The sequence below is a fragment of the Sphingopyxis sp. EG6 genome (assembly GCF_003609815.1).
Lineage (GTDB): Bacteria > Pseudomonadota > Alphaproteobacteria > Sphingomonadales > Sphingomonadaceae > Sphingopyxis.
This window is the reverse complement of sequence record NZ_AP017603.1, coordinates 2,474,690-2,492,321: the sequence shown is the minus strand read 5'-3', so window position 1 is coordinate 2,492,321 and position 17,632 is coordinate 2,474,690. Positions and strand designations below refer to the sequence as shown.

Sequence of the window (17,632 nt, the reverse complement as noted above, 5' to 3'; positions counted from 1 at the left end):
TCAATCCTAATGCTATCCCTGCCGTCATCCCGGCGGAGGCCGGGATCTCATCCTCGCATCGTGACGCACCGGCGAGATCCCGGCCTTCGCCGGGATGACGGCTGACAATTAATCCGGCAGCTTCCTGCGCGCATTTTCTATCGCTTCGAACTTCGCGTCCGACGCAGCGGCGACCGCAGAATCCGCTGCTTCGTCCAAGGCTTCAACGCGCTTCAGATCGGCGTCTGACCAATTGCTACGATCATAAGCCGGATCATCGGCACCGGCCGCATCCTCGGCGGCCTTCGCGGCCGCGATAGCTTCGGCCGCATAATCGGTGTTGGCATCGACGGCGTAGTCGTCAGCCGACGCGGCAACCGCGTCCGCTGCCTCGGTCGCCTCCATCGCCTCTGTCTTCCACATGTCGCGCTGGTCTTTCAGCACCTGCACATCGACCTTCATCAGCTTGGCCAGCGACGCGAGTTCCTTGTCGCTGAAGTCCGCCAGCTGCTTTTCCTTGGGCAGCTCCTTCATGTCCTTCTCGATCTGCGGGCCGCGATCCATGAATTTGGTGATCAGCGGCGGCAGCGCCTTCATTACCGCGACCATCACTTCGGGATCGGCCTGCAACGCCATCCATTCGCTGGCATAGATGTTGCCCGTGGGTGTCGCGAGGAAGGTATTGAGGTCGGCCAGCTGCGGCGTGCTGAACTTGCGGGCATAGGCTTTGGCCATGCCGTCGCGCATCGGCCGTTCCATGTCGGCCAGCGCTTCGCTGATCAGCGGGCGCAGCACTCGCATGATCTGGTCTTCGCGTTCCTTGCGATGCGGATCAAAGATGTCGGCAATCTTCGCCCTGGTCGGCTCGTCGAGCTTCGCGATCTGTTCGCTTTCGACCCCGGTCTTGATCGACAGCATCAGGTCGGACTGGCCGCCGAGCTCGCCCAGGACCGTCTTGAGCATCTTGCCATACATGTTGTCGATCATCTTTTCGAGGCTGCCGACCGGGATCAGCGCCCCCATCGTCTGCTGCGCCAGCGTCAGCCGGGCCGGATCGATCGGCGGCAGGCTGCTGGTGTCGAACATTTTTTCGACCAGCGCGATCGCCTGATCCATTTCCTTCTGCATCTTTGCCTTGGCATCGGCGGCATAGGCTTCGCTGCTGGCGTCGCCTTGCTCATCGGCGGCAACAACCTCGGCGACCGGCGCTTCCTGCGCGGCGGCGGTCAGCGGCGCGAGTGCGAACGTCCCGGCGAGCAGCATGGCTTTGAACTTCGACATCATGAATTTCCTTCCCCTGTTGGTCATGCTGCCTTCTTTTCGCTTTTCGCCTTCGCCTTCAACCACTTTGCCATCTGGTCGCTGACATCGCGCCCGTCGCGGATGCCCCACACCACCAGGCTGGCGCCGCGAACGATGTCGCCCGCGGCGAACACGCCGGGCAGGCTGGTCATCATCGTCTGGTGATCGACGCGCAGCGTACCCCAGCGGGTGACGCTGAGGTCGGGCGCGCCGAACAGGTTGGGCAGTTCCTCGGGATCGAAGCCGAGCGCCTTGATCACCATGTCGGCGGGTACGTCGAACGTGCGCCCGGGGTCGGCCTCGGGGCTGCGGCGGCCGCTGGCGTCGGGCGCGCCAAGGCGCATGCCCGCGACGGCGACTTCCTTCACGCGGCTGTCGGCAGTGAAGCTGGCAGGGGCGGACAGCCACACGAATTCGACGCCTTCTTCCTCGGCATTCGATACCTCGCGCAGCGAGCCCGGCATATTTTCGCGGTCGCGGCGATAGAGGCATTTGACCGACTTCGCGCCCTGGCGCACCGCGGTGCGAACGCAGTCCATCGCGGTGTCGCCGCCGCCGATGACGACGACATGCTTGCCCGCGGCGTTGAGGCGCCCGTCGTCGAAGGCGGGCACCGCATCGCCAAAGCCCTTGCGGTTCGACGCGACCAGATAGTCGAGCGCCGCAACGACACCCTCGGCCTCGTTGCCCGGCACATGGATTTCGCGCGCCTTGTAAACGCCGGTCGCGATCAGCAGCGCGTCATGTTTCTGGCGCAGCTGGTCGAGCGTGGCGTCGGCGCCAACCTCGAAACCCAGATGAAATTGGATGCCGCCCTCGGCGAGCCGATCGATGCGCCGCATCACGACATCCTTTTCCAGCTTGAAGCCGGGGATGCCATAGGTCAGAAGGCCGCCGGCGCGGTCGTGGCGGTCATAGACATGCACCTCGTGCCCTTGGGCGCGCAGATATTCCGCCGCCGTCAGCCCTGCGGGACCGGCACCGATGATGCCGACCGACTGGCCGGTTGCGGCGCCGGGGTGCAGCGGTTCGACCCAGCCCTCGGCCCAGGCGGTGTCGGTGATATATTTCTCGACGCTGCCGATCGTCACCGCGCCATGGCCCGAAAACTCGATGACGCAATTGCCTTCGCAGAGGCGATCCTGCGGGCAGATGCGGCCGCAGATCTCGGGCATCGTCGAGGTCGCGTTGCTGAGCTCATAAGCTTCGCGCAGCCGACCTTCCGCCGTCAGCCGCAGCCAGTCGGGGATATGGTTGTGGAGCGGGCAATGCACCGAGCAATAGGGGACTCCGCACTGCGAACAGCGCGCCGCCTGCGCGTCGGCGTCGGGCGCCGCATAGCGCTCGGCGATTTCGCGGAAATCCTGCGCACGATCCTCGGCGGACCTTTTGTCGGGATAGGATTGTTCACGCTCCACAAACCGGAGCATGCGATCGGCAGCCATGCAAATTCCCCTTCTGAGCGGGGCAGATGCATGGCGGGATCGGCGCTGTCACGAAGGAAATCGCAGTTAGGGAAGCAAAACTGACCTAAAATCGCACCTCTTTTGAGCGCCGACGCAGGCGGCGCAATTTTGTTTCGCAAATGGTACCAAATCGGTCCTATCGAAGGGCAAGCCAGATCAACGCAACACTGCCCAGCGCGATTCGATACCAGGCAAAGGGCGCGAAACCGAAGCGGCCGACGATGGCCACCAGCGCCTTGACCACCGCCAGCGCGACGACAAAGGCGACACCCAGTCCGATCGCGATCGCGGTCAGATCGTCGAGGACCAGCACGTCGCGGTCCTTCCACAGCGAGTAGACGGTTGCGCCCAGCATCGTCGGAACGGCGAGGAAGAAGCTGAACTCGGCGGCAGTCTTGCGTTCGACCCCCATCAGCAGCGCCCCCATGATGGTTGCGCCCGACCGGCTGACCCCGGGGATCATGGCGATGCACTGGATCGCGCCGATCGCGATCGCGGTCCCGAGCGGCATCGCCTCGACGCTTTCGACCTTCACCACCTTGACCATGCGCTCGATCGCTAGGATCACGACGCCGCCGACGATCAGCGCGACGGCGACCGTCGTTGGCGACTGGAGCAGCGCGCGGATCGCCTCATAGGCGACCGCGCCGATCAGCATTGCGGGCAGAAAGCCGATCAGGATATTGCGCGTAAACAGGATGGAGTCGCGATCCTGTCGCAGCAATCCCATGCCGACATTCCAGAAGCGCTGGCGATAGGCGACGAGCACCGCGAGGATCGCGCCGAGCTGGATCGAAATCTTGAACGCCGCCGATCCCTCGCCGGTAAAGCCGAGCAGTTCGGCGCCCAGGATCAGGTGGCCGGTCGACGACACCGGCAAAAATTCGGTCAGCCCTTCGATGATGCCGAGCAGGATGATGGTCGCAAGGTCGTGCATGAAATGTCCTGGGGTTGTTCACCCCAGCGACCAAGGCGATCGGGCGGGGGCAGGCCGTGGCCTGAGGCGTGGATCTTAAGCGGGCTTCTGGACCGCAAAGCGGCCGTTGCGGCGATATTGCACCAGCCAGTCGTCGGCAACCGCAGCCAGCGAGGTCGACTGGACGCCAAGCTCCGCCAGCCCCGCCGTCCCCGGCGCAACGACGTTGTCTGTCTGCAGCATCAGCCACTGATCCTTGGTGATCGGCGCGCCGGGTGCCCAGCCGAATCCCGACGCGAGCGCTCCGGCGACGACATCGGGCACGTCGACGAACAGCGGCGCCCGGCCGGTCGCATCGGCGATCCAGCGTTGCAATTCGCCCATCGTCAGCACCTGCGGCCCGCCCAACTCAAAGGTCTGGCCGGCTGCCGCGCCATCGAGCGCAGCGACGACCGCATCGGCGACATCGCCGACATAGACCGGCTGGAATTTGGCGTGCGGTGCCACGACGGGGATCACCGGCGACATGCGGATCATCGCGGCAAAGCGATTGATGAACTGGTCCTCGCGGCCAAAGACGATCGAGGGGCGCAGGATCGTCGCGACCGGGAAGGCGGCACGCACCGCGGCTTCCCCGTCGCCTTTGCTGCGGCCATAGGCCGACGGGCTTTCGCGGTCGGCGCCGATCGCCGACACATGGACCAGCGCGCGGACCCCGGCGGCTTTCGCGGCGGCGGCGACATGCCGCGCCCCGTCGGCCTGCACCGCCTGCATGTCGGCAAAGGCGCCGACCAGGTTGATCACCGCGTCGCTGCCCTGTACCGCGCGCGCGATGCTGGCGGGATCGCGGACGTCAGCGGCGACGAACTGCGTCTGGCCCAGCCCGCCCAGTGGCTTGAGATACGTCGCGGCGCGCGGGGTGCGCTGCGCGACGCGGACGCGCGCGCCGCGCGCGAGCAGCCGCTGTACGACATAGCGGCCGACAAAGCCGCCGCCGCCCAGCACCGTGATCAATTGCCCGTCGAATTTCTGCATGGGATCCGCCTGTGATCGATTCTTTAAGGGAGGCGCCGCGCGCGCCCGACGGCATCCCCATGCCGCGAAGCGGGGGAGGGGGCAAGGGGCGACGACAGCCAGATCGCGCGAAACCGGCAGCTTTGCGATAAAATGTGCCGCGACCCGCGCAGCGCAGTTGACAAGCCGCCAGCCCCGCCGCTAAGCGCCCGCTCCTACCCCGTGCCCAGATGGCGGAATTGGTAGACGCACCAGCTTCAGGTGCTGGCGATCGCAAGGTCGTGGAGGTTCGAGTCCTCTTCTGGGCACCAGTGACCTTTCCGGCAACGTCCGGGAACGTCCAGCAAGCGGCTGGTTTTCCACCGTTTTTCGATGAGAATCGCTGAATGGAATCCAGGCTGATCCAGCCGGAACCATCAGCGTACCATCAGCTTTGATGGTGTTTTTGATGGTTCCGGTCAGCCTCTTGCAGGTGAAACCATCATGACGCTTACCCACATCCAGATTTCGAACGCCAAGCCCGCAGAAAAGGCCTATAAAATGGCCGATAGCGATGCCCTATATCTCGTGGTCAGACCGAGCGGAGCAAAGGTCTGGCGAATGAACTATCGTCACCTGGGCCGACAAAAGACTCTCTACTTCGGTTCGTGGCCTGATATTGGAATTGCTTCCGCTCGGGAACTGCGCGACGCAGCGCGAAAGCTGCTTCTTGCAGGGCTCGATCCGGCCGCGGAAAAGAAGGTCGAACGGATCACCCGAAAGATCGCCGAGGACAACACGTTCAAGACGATCGCAGAGGAATGGCTGGCGAAAAACGAACGGGAAGAGCGCGCGGCCGTCACGCTTCGCAAAATTCGCTGGCTCCTCGATATCGCCAATCCACTGATCGGCAGCCGTCCGATCTCGAAAATCACGCCCCAGGAGGTTCTGGCCGTACTCCGTAAGGTCGAGGCCAATGGACGGTATGAAAGTGCGCGTCGGATGCGCAGCGTGATCAGCAGGGTCTTCCGATACGCGATCGCCACCGCAAGGGCGGACCGTGATCTTGCGGCTGACTTGCGCGGCGCGCTCACGGCTCCGAAGGTAAAGCACCACGCCGCGATCACGACCCGCAAGGAAACAGGGGCGCTCCTGCGCGCTATCGAAGGATATGCTGGTCACGAAATCACGGCAATTGCGCTGCGACTGACGCCGCATGTCTTCGTGAGGCCGGGCGAACTGCGACAGGCGGAATGGACGGAGATCGATGTCGAGGACGCGGTGTGGACGATCCCGGCCGACAAGATGAAAATGCGCCGTCAGCATTGTGTCCCGCTGTCCAGGCAGGTTCTCGAAATGCTTGAAGCGCTGCACGGCCTCACGGGCCATGGGCAATTTCTGTTCCCCTCATTTCGAACTTCCCGGCGGTGCATGTCCGAGAATACGGTGAGCGCGGCCCTTCGGCGTCTCGGCTATAGCCGCGAGGAGATGACGGCGCATGGCTTCCGTTCGACAGCCGCGACTCTTCTCAACCAGATGGGCATGTGGCATCCCGATGCGATCGAGAGGCAGCTCGCGCATCTGGATGCAAACGCGACGCGGCGAATCTACACGCGCGGCGAATATTGGGATGAGCGTGTGCGCATGATGCAGCACTGGTCGGACTATCTCGACCAGCTCCGCGATGGCGCACAGATTGTGCGGCCATCTTTTCAGAGGGGCGGCCGAATGACTGCCTAGCGCGCTCAGGTTTTGCGGTAGTACGTTCATATATTTATGTATATTTTATGAGGTAACGATCATAAATTTACGATCAAAATATCTTGATATGTTCATATTTATATATACATCTTAGGCTCATCAGGACATATATATATGAACGAAGATCAGGCCGCCCTTGCCCGCAAGCAACTCGAAAGACGTTTCGCGCCCTTGCGCGAAACGTCTTTTGCCGTGCCCCCAAGAGGCTGGATAAAGGCAATACGCGAAGCTCTGGGCATGACGGTCCGCCAGCTTGCCGCTCGTATGGGAACATCGATTTCGCGCATTCCCGTGATTGAGAAGGCCGAAGTCAGCGGATCCACCACGATTAAGACGCTGCGTCAGGCGGCTGAGGCAATGAACTGCACTTTCGTTTATGCCTTCGTACCGACGAAGCCGCTTGATGATATCCTGCGCGACCGCGCGAAGCAGAAAGCGAGCAAGGATATTGCGCGGCTGGACCATACCATGCGGCTGGAAAATCAGGCCCTGCTCAAAGCCGATCTCGACGAAGAACAGCGGCGCATGATCGAACTCATTCTATCCGGCTCCTTGCGCGGCCTGTGGGATGATGAATGACAGATAAGCTGTTTAACGATGACGACGACGCCAACACGCCGCTGACCGCCGAGGAGCGCGAACAACTCATCCCGTCCTATATCACCATGCGGCATGAGCTGAATGAAGCCGAACAGATCAATATCAGGCAAGCTTTACGATGGGTGATGAGCCGGAAGCGGGATATTCTCGATCAGGATTTCATGAACCAGCTTCACAAACGCATGTTCGGAGACGTGTGGCGTTGGGCCGGGCAGTATCGCACCACGCCGCGCAACATTGGCGTCGATGCTTACAGAATCCCCATGGACCTTCGTCAACTGATCGACGACACGCGATATTGGGTCGAGCATGGAACCTACCCACCCGATGAAATTGCCGTCCGATTCAGCCACCGGCTCGTTGCCATCCATCCTTTCCCGAACGGCAATGGCCGTTTTTCGCGTATGGTCGGCGACATGCTGGCGGTCCAACTCGGATGTACACCGTTTACATGGGGAAGCGTTGGCCTGGTCAATGCCAGCGAAACGAGAGCAGCTTATGTTGCCGCACTTAAAGTAGCCGATAGCCATGATATCGGGCCATTGTTGCTCTTTGCACGATCATAGCTAGATAGCCAGCATGTGACTCCGCATGGACCAAGCGATCAATAGCTGCTCCGACGCGAGCTACACGGTGGGAACGAAAATTTGGGACCCTCTTTTCGAGCGGTGGCGCAACCGATTATGCGCTGGTTAGGGCTTTCAGACTTTTATATGGGATCAGCGTAGATCGGCCGACCTTGACGGTTTCAAGGTCGCCGGACTCGATGAGTTCGTAAATCCTGGATCGACTGATTCCGGTGAGCTTGACGGCAGTGGAAATCCGTACCGTAAGGGGCTCGATAAATACGATCTCAACCGGAGTGTCATCGGAATCCCGCATCTTTCATGTCCTCGCAACGAGACATTTTTGCGCGCGGTTCCAACGCAGCTTTCGCCCGCTCAAGCATGGTCGGCGGCACGATTTTCACAAGGAGGAGGGCACGTAGCTACCGGTCGGCGGCATTCCCGCGCCGCGGGGCCACAGACTAATGCCGCAGCCAAGCGGAGCGAGGAGGAAAAGAGGGGGTTATTGCGTATCCGTCCTGATGAAGAGGCTTGCCATGCCTGCAGGGTTTTCAACGTCTCGCAAGCCAGAACTCGAAGTCGCCGGGGCCGTTCTTGTGCGCCGCTTCGGCGGGACTTGGTCTGGCGATTCTGGCATGTGCCGCTGCCCTGCTCATGAGGATAAAACCCCGAGCCTGTCGGTCAGGATTGGCGAAACACGACTTTTGTTCAAATGCTTTGCCGGCTGCGATATTTCCGATGTGCTCCGGGCGCTTCGCCGCGACGGTCTGAACGCCCTCGACGCACGTGACGGCAGGGGGGCGCCATCCTCCCTCCCTAAAGAATGGCTACAGCAGCGTGCCCGTGACCTGTGGGGCATTGGTCGGCCAATAAACTGGACAATCGCGGAGACCTATTTGCGGAACAGGTCGATCGATATTGCACCTAACTGCCTGCGGTTCGCTCCCCGAACGCCTCTCGGCAAGGGCCGACTGGCCGTGTTTCGACCGGCGATGCTCGCCGCGGTAACCGATGACTCGGGATTGTTGGCCGTCCAACGGACCTTCCTTGATGGCAGGGGCCGACGCGCGCGCGACCTCCGGCACCCTCGCAGATTGCTCGGTCACCCCCGCACAGGTGCGGTTCGACTCGCGCCGGCCGCTTATACACTCGGAATTGCCGAGGGCGTCGAGACAGCGATCTCGGCGATGATCCTCCTCGGCATCCCGGTCTGGGCCGCACTCGGCAATGAGCGCATCCCACAAATTACTATTCCAGAATCGGTGTCGCGTCTCATCCTGTTGCCCGACAACGACCGTGCCGGCCGCCTCGCCGTGCCGCTCGCCGTGAAGGCGCACGCGGTGCCCGGACGACGCATCGATACGATCTGGCCATGGAACGGCCGAAACGACTGGAACGATGTCCTCAGGCAAGGAGGGAAGGGAGTGGGGGACTGGCGGCGCCGAGCGGCCTGAATGGTCGGGCTTCCGCCGCCAGGAGACTGATTATGTCATTTCCCATCGTATACGCGCCTGCGCGCAACTGCGTCCCTTCGCCGCTCAACGTCAGGACCGAAAGCGATCCCGATGCCGACGCAGAACTGGAGGCGATGATCGGCGAGGCCGGCTTCGTGCTCCAGAATTTGATTGGTACGGCAGTCAAGCGCAAGAAGGACCACTACAGCATCTTCGGCGGCGGTCGGCGCCTCGAGCGCGTGCACGTCCTGATCGAAAAGGGGCGGCTCCCGGACGACTTCAAGATTCCGGTCATGGTGATGCCGGACGCGAAGCGTGCCATCGAGTTCAGCTACGCCGAGAATAACAAGCTCCCGATGACCGCCGCGGACGAGTGCATGGCGTTCAAGAACATGATCGAGAAGGAGGACAAGACTGCGGCCCAGGTCGCGGCGCGCTTCGGCAAAACCGAGCGCTTCGTGCTCGGCCGCGTCCGTCTCGCCGATCTCCACGAGACGATCTTCGATGCGCTGCGCAAGGGCGAAATCACCCTCGAAATTGCAAAGGCCTATGGCAGCACCTCGGATACGGCTCGCCAATCCCGCGTCTTCGAGCAATATCGCGACAGCTATTACCGCAACGACCCGTACACCATCCGGCGTGAGCTCGCCGCCGGCAGCTACCGGGGCGGCGACCCGAAAGCGCTGCTCGTCGGCCGCGATGCCTATGTCGAGGCGGGCGGGCGGATCGACTCTGACCTCTTTTCCGACAGTGCATCCGAGAACTGGATCGATGGCGACGTCCTCGACCGCCTCGCTGATGAGAAGCTGGCTGCGGAAGCCGAAGCGATCCGGGCGCGCGAGGGCTTCGCGGAAATTCGCGCGGTCCCGATGACGCGCATCTCGTTCGCGGATTATGACGGCCTCCGCCCGGTCCGCGGCGAGATTCCTGAACCGACCGCAGAGGAGGTAGCGCGCTGCGCCGAAATCGAAGCTGAGATGAACATGATCGCCGAATCTGCCGACGAGAGTGATGACGGCATCACCGAGGACGAGGAACAGCGGTATCGCGAACTTGAATCCGAACTGAGCGGCATCCAGAATCGACCGGCGGTCTTGACCGACGACCAAAAGGCCGCGGCACTTGCCTTCCTCGTCATCGGCGAAGATGGCCAGCCGCGTGTGCACCATCAGGCCTACATGGTGCCGACCGAGGCCGACGAAGACATCGATGGCGACGATGATAGCGACGCCGAGACCGACGGCTCTGTCTCGGCGAAACCGGCAATGAGCCAACGACTCATCGACGAGCTCGCAACGATGAAGGCGGAACTGCTTCGTGTCCATGTCGCAAGCGATCCCCGCTTTGCGCTCGATCTCGGAACCTTCGTGATGGTCGATGCGGCTTTACGGCGCTACGCTTCCGATCTCGCCAGCGACCTTCGCGCCGATGCCGCGCCGTCGCGTGTCATTGGCTTCGAAAGCGGATCGCTCGCGGCTGACGAATGGGCCAAGCTCGAAGAGGGGCTCGATCGAAGCTGGGTCCAGCCGAACATCGGCGTCGCCGGGCGCTACGATGCCTTCTGCGCGCTCGGCGAAGAAGCGCGTGCGGCTTGGCTCGCTTGGGCGATCGCCCGGACGATCCATGCGGTGCCCATGAAAGATTCCGCCAGCGGTTTCGTCGATCATCTCGGTCGCAAGCTCAAGATCGATGTCGCCGCCTGGTGGCGCCCGACCGCGAAGAATTATTTCAAGCGGCTCACCAAGAGCTCCATCATCGACCTCTTTCAGGAGATCGGCGGCAGCGAGCTCAGCCAGCGCTACGGGGCGTCGAAGAAGAACCTGCTCGCCTCTTCGGCTGAACAGCTCTTCGCCGGGAACATCATCGTCGAGGCGGACGTCAAGGAAAAGGCGCTTGCCTGGCTGCCTGACGCCATGCGCTTCGAGCATCCGGTCGCCGAGCCGGTGAACGATGATGGCGAAGACGAAACGAGCGGCACCGTCGAACCCGAGGCGGCGGGCGATCCCGCCGATGATACCCACGAGGACGAGCCGCTCTCCGACGCGGCCTAATCTCGCTCTTCGATTTTATGGGGTCGCGGTCCTGCGCCGCGGCCCCTTTTCTTATGCCCCCATTCCAGTCGGGAGGAGAGGGGGAGGGGCGATGGCAGCGGGGGCGTGTTGCTCCCGAACCTCTTCAGGAGAATTGCCATGACCCTTCCGCTTCTGAAGCTCGCTGAAACCCCGGGCACCGAGGCCCGGGAAAAAGCCGAACGCCTTTATGGCGTCGCCCGCGCACTGCGCGACCGGCTCGCCGATCCGCAATCCGTGACCCGCTCGCTGCTCAAGCGCCTGATGGTGGAAGCGTTCCGCGGCTCCGATGCCGACGGGCGCTGGTCGATGCGCGATGCCTATGACGCGCTCGAAGCCGCGCAGGCATCGGACACGCTCGTGCCCGATGATGACCCGAACCCGGACTGGGGGCCCGAAGACGAATTCGCGGATATCCTCGCGTTCGAGAAGGCGCTGCCGACCCAGACCTATCGCAGCGAGCACCAGGTCGATATGCAGCAGTTCAGCACGCCGGCGGCGCTGTCCTGGCTCGCGGCCCGAGCGGCGGCGGTCACTGCTGGCGATCATGTGCTCGAACCGTCGGCAGGTACCGGCATGCTTGCGGCGCGCGCGATCGCCGCGGGCGCGAGCGCTTCGCTCAACGAGCGCGATCCCTGCCGGGCGGCGCTGCTTTCCCTCGTGACGGGCCGCCCAGTCACGACCCATGACGCCGAGTTCATCAACGACCGGCTGCCGACGGATGTTCGGCCGACAATTGTCCTGATCAACCCGCCCTTCAGCCGCAGCGAGGGGCGCGGCCAAGATCGCCATGCCGGAGCGCGCCATCTTCGCTCCGCGCTGCTGCGTCTTGCCGAGGGCGGACGCTGCGTCGCGATCATGTCGCCGACCTTCGCGCACGATGCGAGCGGCGCGAGCGGCTATGTCTCCGTCGCCGAAATTGCCCGCCCGCGCGTCGAGATCACGATTCTCGGCCGTCCCTATGCGAAGCATGGCACCAGCGTCGCCGTCCGCCTGATCGTCTTCGACAAGGGCTGGATCGGCCAAACCGAGCGCCACACGGTCGACACCATCGCGGCGGCGCTGCCCATCGTGCTCGCGGCTCCGGCGCGGCTTGACCCATCCGACGAACCGCCCCCGGCGTCCCCGGCGGTAATCCCGATGCGTCCCGCGCTGAGGCCTTCGTCGTCCTCACTCTTCTCCGGCCTCGCTGGCCCCAGGATCATCGCACCCTCGCGGATCGCCGCGACCGATGATCTAGCGCAGCCGCTCGCCTATTCGGTCCGCGACGCGCCGCTCCCTGTCGGCGATCCGGTCGGTATCTATGCGCCTTGGCGGCTCGCCCGCATCGATATTCCAGGCGCGAAGCCCCACCCCGACGATCTCGTGGAATCGCTCGCCATGGCGTCGGTTCTGCCCCCGATCCCCCAATATCGCCCGCTTTTCCAGAAGCGGGCAAGCGAGGCGCTGTCAGACGCCCAGCTCGAAGCGATCATTTACGCAGGCGATGCCTTCTCGCGCGACCTCTCGGGCCGGTTCGTCACCAACACGGCAGGCGACTTGCTGATCGAGGACCCCGAAGGCCGCCCCTATCGCATGGGCTTCTTCATCGGGGACGGGACGGGCGTCGGCAAGGGCCGTGAAGGCGCCGCAATTATCCGGGACCAATGGAACTGCGGCAATCAGCGCGCCATGTGGATCTCGAAGGGCGCGACGCTCCTCGAAGATGCCCGGCGCGACTGGAGCGCGCTCGGCGGGCTTCCAATCGACGTCCAGCCGCTCGACGCCTTTCCGCTTGGTCAGCCGATCGGCATGGCGAGTGGCATCCTCTTCCTCACCTATGCGACGCTCCGGTCCCAGCGCCACGACCAATGCTCGCGCCTGCAGCAGATTCTCGAGTGGACGGGCGCCGGGTTCGAAGGCGTGATCCTCTTCGATGAATCCCATTCGATGGGCAACGCCGCCGGGACCAAGGACGAGTACCGGCAAGCCAAGGGATCCGAGCAGGGCCTCGCCGGGGTCCGCCTGCAAAATGCGCTGCCGCGCGCCCGCGTTGTCTATGAATCGGCGACCGGCGCCACCAAGCCCGAAAATTTGAGTTACGCGTCGCGGCTCGGGCTCTGGGGTCCCGGTACGGCGTTTGCCAATCGCGACGGCTTTCTCGCCGCGATGACCGACGGCGGCATCGCCGCGATGGAAATCGTCGCCCGCGATCTCAAGTCCATGGGTCTCTACACCGCCCGGGCGCTCAGTTTCGCCGGCGTCGAATATGACCCGCTCGAGCATCAGCTCACGCCGGACCAGATCGACATCTACGACGCCTATGCCGATGCATGGGCGATCATTCACCAGAACCTCGACGAGGTTCTGAAGGCGTCGAACATCGTCGACCGCATTTCGGGGCAGACGATGAACGCCCAGGCCAAGGGATCGGCGCTGAGCCGGTTCGAAAGCGCGAAGCAGCGGTTCTTCTCGCAGGTCCTGATCGCGATGAAGATGCCGACGCTCGTTCGCGCGATCGAGGATGAACTCGCCGCGGGCCATGTCGCCGTCGTTCAGCTCACCAGTACCGCCGAGGCAATACTCGACCGCCGCCTGGCTGACCTGTCACCCGAAGAACGGGCGAACCTCTCGATCGATGTCTCCCCACTCGACACCATGGTCGATTATCTGAAGACCGCCTTCCCAACCCGGCAAATGCGCGCCTTTCGCGCGACCGATGGGTCAATGCGCTCCGAGCCAATGCTCGATGACGACGGCAACGGTGTCCTGTGCCAGGAAGCGGTCGCCGCGCGCGACGATTTGATCGAGCGGCTCTGCTCGATGCCGCCTGTTCCGGCTGCGCTCGACTTTCTCATCGTACATTTCGGCACCGACATGGTTTCCGAGGTCACGGGGCGCACGCGGCGGATTGTCGTTGATGGGCAGGGCCGGCAGAAGGTCGAGCGTCGCACGTCCAGTTCCAACATCGCCGAGACCGACAACTTCATGTCGGGGCGAAAGCCCATCCTCGTCTTTTCCGAGGCGGGTGGCACGGGGCGGTCCTACCACGCTGACCTGGACTGCCCGACCGCGCGCAAGCGGCGCATCCACTTCCTGCTCGAACCCGGATGGCGCGCCGACATCGCGATCCAGGGCCTCGGTCGCACCCACCGCACCTACCAATCCATGCCGCCGGTGTTCCGCCCGGTCACGACCAACTGCAAGGGTGAACGCCGCTTTATCAGCACGATCGCGCGCCGTCTCGACACGCTGGGCGCGCTCACGCGCGGCCAACGCCAGACAGGCGGCCAGAACCTGTTCGATCCCGCCGATAATCTCGAAAGCAGCTATGCCCGCGAGGCCCTGACCCAGTGGTATCACCTCCTCCACGCCGGCAAGCTCGCGAGCGTCAGCCTCGAGAAATTCCAGATCATCACAGGCCTGAAGCTTGTCGATGAGCATGGCACCTTGCTCGACAAGCTGCCGCCGATCCAGCGCTGGCTCAACCGCATCCTCGCGCTCAGGATCGCGACCCAGAACGCGGTTTTCGAGGAATATATGGGGCTCATACAGGCCCGCGTCGACGCAGCGCGCGAAGCCGGAACGCTCGACCTCGGCGTCGAAGCGATCCGGGCCGAGCGTATCGTTCAGATCTCGGAGCGCGTGCTCAGGAAAGACCCGGTATCCGGCGCCGAAACGCGTTTGCTCCGCCTCGAGCTTCATCTGAAGCCGCACGTCACCGGATGGACGCGCCTCGACAAGATCTGGGGAAGCTCCGACGACGTGCGATATCTGCGGAACAGCCGTTCGGGGCGCGTCGCCGTTTGCGTTCCATCCTGGTCGATCACCGACGACGAGGGGCGCCCCGTCAAGATGCTGGAGCTTGTCCGGCCGACGGGTTCCAATCGTATCCAACTCGCCGAACTTTGGCACACCTTCTGGAAAGAGGTCGATCACGATAGCTTCAAAAGCTTCTGGGAAGCAGAGGTGTCCGAAGCGCTCGATAAGGTCGATATTGACACGATCAGCGTCGCGACCGGCCTCCTTTTGCCCGTCTGGAACAAGCTGCCGCAAGACGATGTCCGCGTCTGGCGGATCGATGACGCGGCGGGAACGTCCATCCTCGGACGCATCGTGATGCCCACCGCGCTCGAGAAACTGGAGTCCGCCTTCGGTCTTGAGTCCTCGATCAAACTCACGCCCGATGAACTGATCGAGGCGGCGCGTGGCGGCGATGGCGCACTGATCCCGGGCCTCCATGGCGCGCGCCTCGTTTCCACGATGGTGAACAGTAGCCGGCGCTTCGAGGTCCGGGATTTCCAGCCACAGGACCGCGAATGGCTGAAGGCGCGCGGTCTGTTCAGCGAGGTGATCCAGTACAAGACGCGGCTCTTCCTGCCTGTCGAGAAGGCCGACGAGGTCCTCGCCGCGATCATCGCCGAGCGGCCGCAGTGAATCCCGAATCCACGAAGGGGGCCATGATGTCCGACTTCTATCCACTGGTCGATCAGGACTTTGTCGACCGCTTCAACACGGCTCTCACCGCGCTCGGGAGCTCGGCCAGCATTGCAGTCACGACCTTGCCGACCGACGGCACGGTCTTCGAGCTCCTGGACGACGAAAGCGATTTCCTGATCCTCGTCCCCTCGAACGCCACACCTGAAATCGTCAGCCTGACCTATCGCCTGTACGAAATAGGCGTCCGGCAAGGGCGGTGCGCCGGCGAAGCACTCGCATGGTCGAAGCTTCGCAGCCTCATCGGCGCTGCCGAATGCGGCCCCCAGTCACCGCCATAGTTTGCGTGCTGGGCCAATTTACAGGCGAAAAGGGGGGAGTGGGGGGGGGCTCGGTGTGGCGGCGGAATTGTCCGCAGGGCCATCGAGACGATGGAGGTTCCCATGACAGACCGTGCATCCGCGATCATTCGGATCGGCGGGGCGATCAGGAGCGATCTGATCGAGCCGCTGATCGACGCCATAGCGTGCGACCATGGAATGCTCGACTGGGTTGGAGCGACCGTCGATGCGTCCCACATTGTCGATGGCCAAGCCCTCGAAATCTGCGCCCATGGCCTGGTTGGCGGGCAATTCGATCAGGTCGAGGATTTCTGCACCCACCACGGCATTCCTTTTGTTCGCAATTCGGATCCGTGTGTCGGCGCGTTCAGCGCTCAGCGTGCCGTCTATACCGGCGAGGGCGATCCGCTATATTTCGACACCAACGGGTCGGACCATGTTCTCATGAGCCGGACCGAGTTGAATGGGCTCGGATCCATAGCCGCGGCCGACGCCTGGTTCGAAATTGCCGCATTCGTTCCGCCTCCGATTTCGATCGCTTCCGCGCCGGAAGAGCAGGGACCGTGGAGCCGCCGCGCCGGTCATCCGTTAGCCGACTGGAAATACGAGATCTCAAACGATGACACGCGTCTCGGCTATCTGGACTGGATTGCCGCCCGCGAAGCGAATGAGACCGGTGATACGATGCCAAGAGCCGAAGCCGTCGCCCCGGATGTTCCGCAACTCTATCTCCACCTCTATCATGGTCGCAAAGATCCCGATGAGAACCTCGAAGACTGGGGCAGTGATGGACCCGTCATCGGGCCGCTCGCTTATGTCCACACCACCTATATGTGTGACGTCAAATTTGCTGCCACACCTGAAGTGATGGACCGCTACTTCCCGGCGGTGATGTCCGATTGGCGGGCGCGAGGATTGTCGAACGTCGTCGGCCCGCTGTGCGATTGGCGCCTCACCATCTTCAACGATTATGTCGAGCATGACGGGGTCTACTACGGCGACTGGACGGTGTTTACTGCTACTCCCAGCGAGTTGAAGCGGCAGCCGCCAAGGCCACGGAGCCAGCGTGATGGCACGACGTCCGTCGACGTCCATGTTTGAAGGTTCATCGTTTCGGCGTCTGTGGATGGTTGAAAGCGTTCCCAATATGCCCTATATGAAACTCACTAAACTAGGAGCGCCGACATGTCTCGCACAGCCAGTATGGCCGCTATCGATGTAGATCGCATCCTGCGTGACCGCATCCTGGCAAGCGCCGACCGGATCATCAAGATGATGCCAGCTGCCGCCAAGACGGCGGCGATTGGCAGCATCGACGTCCCCGCGCTTGTCCTGAATATCGCGCGCGGCATTCCGTCGGTCGAAGCCGGCGATCCGGAACAGGCGGAAGAGATTACCCGGGCCATCGCCTTCAAACGGCGACTGATCGAAGCCGCAGGTGGAGCTTTCGATGCCGAAGCAGTTCGCAATCTGCTCGGACACAAGACAGTGCAGGCCGTCTACAAGGCCGCCCGGGACCGTCGCCTCCTCATGATCGATGACAATGGTGCCAAGCTGTTTCCGGCATTCCAGTTCGATGGCAATGCCATCCTCCCGGCGATTCCCCGCGTTCTCGGTGCTGCACCCGGGGCGAGCGGCTGGGCGGTCCTCCAGTATCTGGTGAGCGGCGACGACGGTCTGGGCGACGCGCGGCCGATCGACCTCCTAAGGGGCAATCAAGACGATGTCGATCGTGTCGTGCGTGTCGCCCAAACACTCGACGACTGACA

The 17,632-nt window shown here is 62.9% G+C and carries 14 protein-coding genes and 1 tRNA gene; 10 read left to right on the top strand and 5 right to left on the bottom strand.

Annotation, left to right across the window (positions count from 1 at the left end):
- Positions 1 to 108 precede the first annotated feature (108 nt).
- From SPYCW_RS12085 to SPYCW_RS12070, 4 genes are all read right to left on the bottom strand, one after another.
- Positions 109 to 1,260 (bottom strand): DUF2059 domain-containing protein, encoded by a 1,152-nt coding sequence (locus tag SPYCW_RS12085; protein ID WP_232014694.1) that lies wholly within the window; start codon positions 1,258 to 1,260, stop codon positions 109 to 111.
- A 23-nt stretch (positions 1,261 to 1,283) separates the two neighbouring features.
- On the bottom strand, positions 1,284 to 2,726 hold the full coding sequence (locus SPYCW_RS12080; protein WP_120216967.1) for an NAD(P)-dependent oxidoreductase: 1,443 nt from the start codon (positions 2,724 to 2,726) through the stop codon (positions 1,284 to 1,286).
- 157 nt (positions 2,727 to 2,883) lie between these two features.
- The gene (locus SPYCW_RS12075; RefSeq protein ID WP_120216966.1) at positions 2,884 to 3,684 is read right to left on the bottom strand and encodes an undecaprenyl-diphosphate phosphatase; all 801 of its coding nucleotides are present in this window, start codon (positions 3,682 to 3,684) and stop codon (positions 2,884 to 2,886) included.
- Positions 3,685 to 3,759: 75 nt separating this feature from the next.
- On the bottom strand, positions 3,760 to 4,698 hold the full coding sequence (locus tag SPYCW_RS12070; protein ID WP_120216965.1) for a complex I NDUFA9 subunit family protein: 939 nt from the start codon (positions 4,696 to 4,698) through the stop codon (positions 3,760 to 3,762).
- A gap of 203 nt (positions 4,699 to 4,901) precedes the next feature.
- Here SPYCW_RS12070 and SPYCW_RS12065 point away from each other — a divergent pair.
- From SPYCW_RS12065 to SPYCW_RS12050, 4 genes are all read left to right on the top strand, one after another.
- Positions 4,902 to 4,988: transfer RNA gene (locus SPYCW_RS12065), tRNA-Leu, on the top strand.
- A 172-nt stretch (positions 4,989 to 5,160) separates the two neighbouring features.
- Entirely contained in the window at positions 5,161 to 6,396 is a 1,236-nt protein-coding gene (locus tag SPYCW_RS12060; protein ID WP_062900461.1) for a tyrosine-type recombinase/integrase, read from the top strand.
- Between the two features lie 135 nt (positions 6,397 to 6,531).
- Entirely contained in the window at positions 6,532 to 6,996 is a 465-nt protein-coding gene (locus SPYCW_RS12055) for a mobile mystery protein A (protein WP_062900460.1), read from the top strand.
- Complete coding sequence (locus tag SPYCW_RS12050) at positions 6,993 to 7,583, top strand: mobile mystery protein B (RefSeq protein ID WP_062900459.1); 591 nt, start codon at positions 6,993 to 6,995, stop codon at positions 7,581 to 7,583. Before SPYCW_RS12055 ends, SPYCW_RS12050 begins: the two co-directional genes overlap by 4 nt.
- Before the next feature lie 115 nt (positions 7,584 to 7,698).
- On the opposite strand, the gene SPYCW_RS12045 is transcribed toward SPYCW_RS12050, so the two are convergent.
- Complete coding sequence (locus SPYCW_RS12045; RefSeq protein WP_062900458.1) at positions 7,699 to 7,899, bottom strand: helix-turn-helix domain-containing protein; 201 nt, start codon at positions 7,897 to 7,899, stop codon at positions 7,699 to 7,701.
- Positions 7,900 to 8,119: 220 nt separating this feature from the next.
- Between SPYCW_RS12045 and SPYCW_RS12040 the strand changes: the two genes are divergently transcribed.
- The 6 genes from SPYCW_RS12040 to SPYCW_RS12015 all read left to right on the top strand — a co-directional run bounded on the left by SPYCW_RS12040 (position 8,120) and on the right by SPYCW_RS12015 (position 17,630).
- Complete coding sequence (locus tag SPYCW_RS12040; protein WP_062902944.1) at positions 8,120 to 9,037, top strand: DUF7146 domain-containing protein; 918 nt, start codon at positions 8,120 to 8,122, stop codon at positions 9,035 to 9,037.
- Positions 9,038 to 9,069: 32 nt separating this feature from the next.
- Positions 9,070 to 11,088 carry a ParB/RepB/Spo0J family partition protein gene (locus SPYCW_RS12035; protein ID WP_062900457.1) on the top strand — a complete coding sequence of 673 codons (2,019 nt, stop codon included), beginning with the start codon at positions 9,070 to 9,072 and terminating at the stop codon, positions 11,086 to 11,088.
- 138 nt (positions 11,089 to 11,226) lie between these two features.
- Complete coding sequence (locus tag SPYCW_RS12030) at positions 11,227 to 15,522, top strand: strawberry notch family protein (RefSeq protein WP_062900456.1); 4,296 nt, start codon at positions 11,227 to 11,229, stop codon at positions 15,520 to 15,522.
- 26 nt (positions 15,523 to 15,548) lie between these two features.
- Positions 15,549 to 15,863 (top strand): hypothetical protein, encoded by a 315-nt coding sequence (locus tag SPYCW_RS12025; protein ID WP_062902943.1) that lies wholly within the window; start codon positions 15,549 to 15,551, stop codon positions 15,861 to 15,863.
- Between the two features lie 102 nt (positions 15,864 to 15,965).
- A complete protein-coding gene (locus tag SPYCW_RS12020) occupies positions 15,966 to 16,964 on the top strand; it encodes a hypothetical protein (protein WP_120216964.1) in 999 nt (332 codons plus the stop codon).
- 102 nt (positions 16,965 to 17,066) lie between these two features.
- Positions 17,067 to 17,630, top strand: coding sequence for a hypothetical protein (locus tag SPYCW_RS12015; RefSeq protein ID WP_232014693.1), 564 nt, complete (start codon positions 17,067 to 17,069; stop codon positions 17,628 to 17,630).
- Positions 17,631 to 17,632 lie beyond the last annotated feature (2 nt).

What these genes read in the sequence shown, in the direction of transcription:
- SPYCW_RS12085 (WP_232014694.1), bottom strand. Translation starts at nt 1,260, where the DNA reads ATGTCGAAGTTCAAAGCCATGCTGCTCGCCGGGACGTTCGCACTCGCG.
- SPYCW_RS12080 (WP_120216967.1), bottom strand. Translation starts at nt 2,726, where the DNA reads ATGGCTGCCGATCGCATGCTCCGGTTTGTGGAGCGTGAACAATCCTAT.
- SPYCW_RS12075 (WP_120216966.1), bottom strand. Translation starts at nt 3,684, where the DNA reads ATGCACGACCTTGCGACCATCATCCTGCTCGGCATCATCGAAGGGCTG.
- SPYCW_RS12070 (WP_120216965.1), bottom strand. Translation starts at nt 4,698, where the DNA reads ATGCAGAAATTCGACGGGCAATTGATCACGGTGCTGGGCGGCGGCGGC.
- SPYCW_RS12060 (WP_062900461.1), top strand. Translation starts at nt 5,161, where the DNA reads ATGACGCTTACCCACATCCAGATTTCGAACGCCAAGCCCGCAGAAAAG.
- SPYCW_RS12055 (WP_062900460.1), top strand. Translation starts at nt 6,532, where the DNA reads ATGAACGAAGATCAGGCCGCCCTTGCCCGCAAGCAACTCGAAAGACGT.
- SPYCW_RS12050 (WP_062900459.1), top strand. Translation starts at nt 6,993, where the DNA reads ATGACAGATAAGCTGTTTAACGATGACGACGACGCCAACACGCCGCTG.
- SPYCW_RS12045 (WP_062900458.1), bottom strand. Translation starts at nt 7,899, where the DNA reads ATGCGGGATTCCGATGACACTCCGGTTGAGATCGTATTTATCGAGCCC.
- SPYCW_RS12040 (WP_062902944.1), top strand. Translation starts at nt 8,120, where the DNA reads ATGCCTGCAGGGTTTTCAACGTCTCGCAAGCCAGAACTCGAAGTCGCC.
- SPYCW_RS12035 (WP_062900457.1), top strand. Translation starts at nt 9,070, where the DNA reads ATGTCATTTCCCATCGTATACGCGCCTGCGCGCAACTGCGTCCCTTCG.
- SPYCW_RS12030 (WP_062900456.1), top strand. Translation starts at nt 11,227, where the DNA reads ATGACCCTTCCGCTTCTGAAGCTCGCTGAAACCCCGGGCACCGAGGCC.
- SPYCW_RS12025 (WP_062902943.1), top strand. Translation starts at nt 15,549, where the DNA reads ATGTCCGACTTCTATCCACTGGTCGATCAGGACTTTGTCGACCGCTTC.
- SPYCW_RS12020 (WP_120216964.1), top strand. Translation starts at nt 15,966, where the DNA reads ATGACAGACCGTGCATCCGCGATCATTCGGATCGGCGGGGCGATCAGG.
- SPYCW_RS12015 (WP_232014693.1), top strand. Translation starts at nt 17,067, where the DNA reads ATGGCCGCTATCGATGTAGATCGCATCCTGCGTGACCGCATCCTGGCA.